This is a genomic window from Deferribacterota bacterium (assembly GCA_034189185.1).
Lineage (GTDB): Bacteria > Chrysiogenota > Deferribacteres > Deferribacterales > UBA228 > UBA228.
In genome coordinates this window covers 1-4,009 of sequence record JAXHVM010000167.1, presented here as the reverse complement: position 1 = coordinate 4,009, position 4,009 = coordinate 1, and the positions used below count along the sequence as shown (strand labels likewise).

The following is a 4,009-nucleotide window of genomic DNA, read 5'->3' as shown; positions in this document are numbered from 1 at the left end:
ATTATTTTTTTATTGAAGGAAGTAAACATTATTAATGATAAAAGTGAGTCTAATTATTTTAATAGTAATTATAGAATTAGAACAAGAGGTTTTTTAAAGATACAAGACGGCTGTGATAATTATTGTTCTTATTGTATAATACCATATTTACGTGGGAATTTAAGAAGCAAGCCTATTAATGATATAATTTCAGAATTTAAGGATATGATCCACAAGGGCTATAAGGAGATTGTTCTTGTAGGGATCCATTTGGGTAAATATGGTATTGATATTGGAACAAGTTTACTTGATTTATTAAAAATACTCGTTCAGGTAGAAGGTGAATTTAGAATAAGATTGTCCTCTTTAGAGGTAAATGAAATTAAGGAAGAATTAACTAGTTTAATTAAGGAAAATAATAAAATATGTCCACATCTACACATACCCCTTCAAAGTGGATCAAACAGGATATTAGAACGAATGAATAGAAAATATAGTAGTGAGGAGTTTGTAGAAATAGTCTCTTCTATTAGAAGTGAGTTGCCTCTATTGAGGATAGGTTTAGACGTGATTGTAGGTTTTCCCGGTGAGAGTATTGATGATTTTAATGAAACGGCAGCTGTGATTGATATTATTAAGCCTGATTATATGCACATTTTTCCTTATTCAGATAGAGTTGGTACAAAAGCATATAATATGAAAGATAAGGTGCCAAAATTTGATATTAAAGCTAGGGCTGCTAAATTAAGAGATTTAGCTAATAAACTAGAGATTCAATCTTATCAAAAAATGATTGGTAAATATGCTCGGGTGCTATTAGAAAATGAAAGCACAGGCTACAGTGATAATTATTTTAAGGTTAAAAGCGCTAATTACTACAAAGAAAATACCTTCAAAGAATTTTATATTGATAAATTTGACAGAGATAACAAATTGCTTATAGGTTCTATAAATAGCTAATTAATAATATTTTAAAAATTATATATTTTTAAATTTAATTGTGTATAATATAACATAAATAGTTAAACTTAAATTGATTAAAGAGGCTGATATTATAAATTTTTAGAGGTACGCTATGGATGTTATATTAAAGACAGAATGCAGTGATTTAAATCTTATTAATAGGGGCAAGGTCAGAGACATATATGAGATTGATGATAAATTATTGATAGTAACAACTGATAGGATATCTGCATTTGATGTTATTTTGCCAAATGGTATTCCAAATAAAGGCTATGTTTTAACAAAATTGTCGGAGTTTTGGTTTAATATGATGAAAGATATAATTGATAATCATCTTATTACTACAAACATTGATGAAATGCCTGAAATAGTATCTAAATATAAAGATATATTAGCAAATAGGTCAATGTTAGTTAAAAAGGCAAAACCAGTTTTAATTGAATGTGTTGTAAGAGGTTATTTATCAGGATCTGCCTGGAAAGAATATAAAAATAATGGCTCTGTATGTAGCATTAAGCTACCATCAGGTTTAAAGGAATCATCAAGGTTAGAAAAACCTATCTTTACGCCAGCTACAAAAGCAGAAATGGGTGAGCATGATGAAAACATACCCTTTGAAAAGATGATAGATTTAGTCGGTGAAGAGACTGCATATACACTAAAAGACTATTCCCTTAAAGTATATGAGAGAGCTTCCCATTATGCTGAAAAAAAGGGCATAATAATTGCTGATACTAAGATGGAATTTGGCTATATTAATGATAAAATTATCCTTATCGATGAGCTTTTGACACCTGATTCTTCAAGGTTTTGGTATATAAAAGAATATAGAGAAGGTTATCCTGCTCCAAGCATGGATAAGCAGTTTGTTAGAGACTATCTAGAAAAAATTAATTGGAACAAAAAACCACCTGCACCAAAATTGCCAGATGATATTGTTCGTAAAACCTCTGAGAAATACCTAGAAATTATGGATAGGCTAATTAATTAAAATTATTACAAATCTCTTCTTTGAGCCTATAGTTTAAGTGGTTATTTGTAATAAGGCCGGTGCCATTTTTTCCTGATAGTTTAACAATACCATTATATTTTGCTTTGTGATCTAAATATTCTATTGGTTGATAGCTATTCAATATTAATTCTTTTATTTGTTTTGGAGTACAATCAGGATATAAAATAAAAGCACAACCAACAACTGCCGAGACAATGGCTGTTGCATAGGATGTATAGGGTGTTTCTTCTATTTCAATTAATCTATCATAATAATCATTGATATCTTTTGTTTTGTTATCGAATTGGGCTACAGCGAATATATCAACAGTTTCTTCACCATAATTAGAAGGGGCAGACCTTCTACCATTAGATGTAGCAGCCCCCACAACAATACCATTAGATAGGCCGTATGTAGCTGGATATAGCTCTGTAAGATCTATGCTGTGATAGTAATTGCCTGCTGCAGCAATATATAATATGCCTAATTCGTCTAATTTTTTTAGTCTATCTTCAAAATTGCCCTTACCGCCAATATATCTATCTGCCCCAAAAAAATTTATTTTAGGGAATGTACCTCCAAAGCTCATATTTACTGCAACAATGTTTAAACCAGAGCTTTTTAGGTCAATTATATAATCCAAAGCCTCTCTAATAGATGTCCAATATAATCCACTCTTATAACCAGCAGTAATAGGTAATATCTTAACCTCTTTTGGAACAATACCATGAATGCCTATATTATTATCCTTCTCTGCAGCTATTATAGATGAAACAATATGGCCATGATAGTAAGGGATTCTTTCAAATTTATCTACTGGAGGATAATTTGTTAAATACAAAGTATTTCCTAAGTGTTCAACTAAATTATTAGCTACTTCTTGTGTAAAGGTTGTTTCTTTATATGTTTTTCCATCAGCAATACTTATAATCTCATAATCATCTACCCAGCTATTGTTATCATCATCGTATTCATTGTTTGGGATTTCATCTTTATTTATATAAAACCTATCTTTCATATCCTCGTCTAAGAGATCATAGTTAGTATCAATAACAGCAATTATTGGATAGGACTTATAATATGTTTTATATCTATCCAAAATAGAATTTCTATTTTCTTTAAAATAGTTATAAAAACCTATATAACCTAAGTCATATTTTGATTCATTGTCATTGTATAGATAGATCTGACTTGGAAAATATGGGTCATTTGGTAATTCCAAAGAAAATATCCATGAAGGAGCAGAAAGTAGTAATACAAATATTATCAAAACCTTTCTCATAGCAAGATTTTAGCGCTTATCTATACTATTTCAATATAAAATTAATTAGCAATTATTGATTTGTAGGAGTTTAGGCGACAAAGAAAATACCTTAAATATTGCTTTAACAAAGGATAAAACAGAATATTATGGATTAATTAAAAATAGGATAACCCTACAAAGTTAAAAAGTTTTTTAAAGGCCTAGTCAATATGAAAGCTAATGATTTTTTCACAAGATATTGGCAAGTTTTTATAGTCACAGTAAATATAAATAGGTATGTCCTCTTATAAGTGACATAGAAAATTAATATAATAGGTTAAATACGTTATTTAAACCCAGCCGAATTTAATAAAAAAATCAGCTGGGTTTAAAATTGTAAATGTGAACGACAAATGATCTAATAACAATCACAATCACAATCGTTATCCCAGAGATCATCTAAATCTAACATATGATATCTTCTAATTTTGTTTTCTATCATATTATCCAATTTCCAATACAATTCTTTTCTAAGTATAGATCTATCCGTCGGATTATTTGAATAATATTTTGGTTTATATTTATATGTGTTATAATATGGAGCATTATAATTATATGGTTTGTATGAGTAATCATAGTAATTCCAAGCACCTAAACTGAAATTAACTCCTAACAAAATAGCCAAGGTAATTAATAGCTTTTTCATAATTTACCTCCTATTAAATTTATTTATTGGCTATTTATTTGTTTCCATTATTTTTTATAATTTTTCAATTTTATTTTAGCTTTCATCACTTATTCTGTTTTCGCATTTCTTTTACTACATTAATATT

Annotated in this window: 4 protein-coding genes; 2 read left to right on the top strand and 2 right to left on the bottom strand. The window is 28.8% G+C overall.

Going from position 1 to position 4,009, the window contains the following annotated elements; all coding sequences use genetic code 11:
- Together SVN78_09180 and SVN78_09175 are read left to right on the top strand one after the other, a co-directional pair.
- On the top strand, nt 1-939 hold a 939-nt coding region (locus tag SVN78_09180; GenBank protein MDY6821778.1), incomplete at its 5' end, for a MiaB/RimO family radical SAM methylthiotransferase.
- Between the two features lie 115 nt (nt 940-1,054).
- Nucleotides 1,055-1,933 carry a phosphoribosylaminoimidazolesuccinocarboxamide synthase gene (locus tag SVN78_09175; GenBank protein ID MDY6821777.1) on the top strand — a complete coding sequence of 293 codons (879 nt, stop codon included), beginning with the start codon at nt 1,055-1,057 and terminating at the stop codon, nt 1,931-1,933.
- Here SVN78_09175 and SVN78_09170 read toward each other — a convergent pair.
- Nucleotides 1,926-3,215: a S8 family serine peptidase gene (locus SVN78_09170; protein MDY6821776.1), complete on the bottom strand. Its 1,290-nt coding sequence runs from the start codon at nt 3,213-3,215 to the stop codon at nt 1,926-1,928. The genes SVN78_09175 and SVN78_09170 overlap by 8 nt on opposite strands.
- 379 nt (nt 3,216-3,594) lie before the next feature.
- On the bottom strand, nt 3,595-3,882 hold the full coding sequence (locus tag SVN78_09165) for a hypothetical protein (protein MDY6821775.1): 288 nt from the start codon (nt 3,880-3,882) through the stop codon (nt 3,595-3,597).
- Between the last annotated feature and the right edge of the window lie 127 nt (nt 3,883-4,009).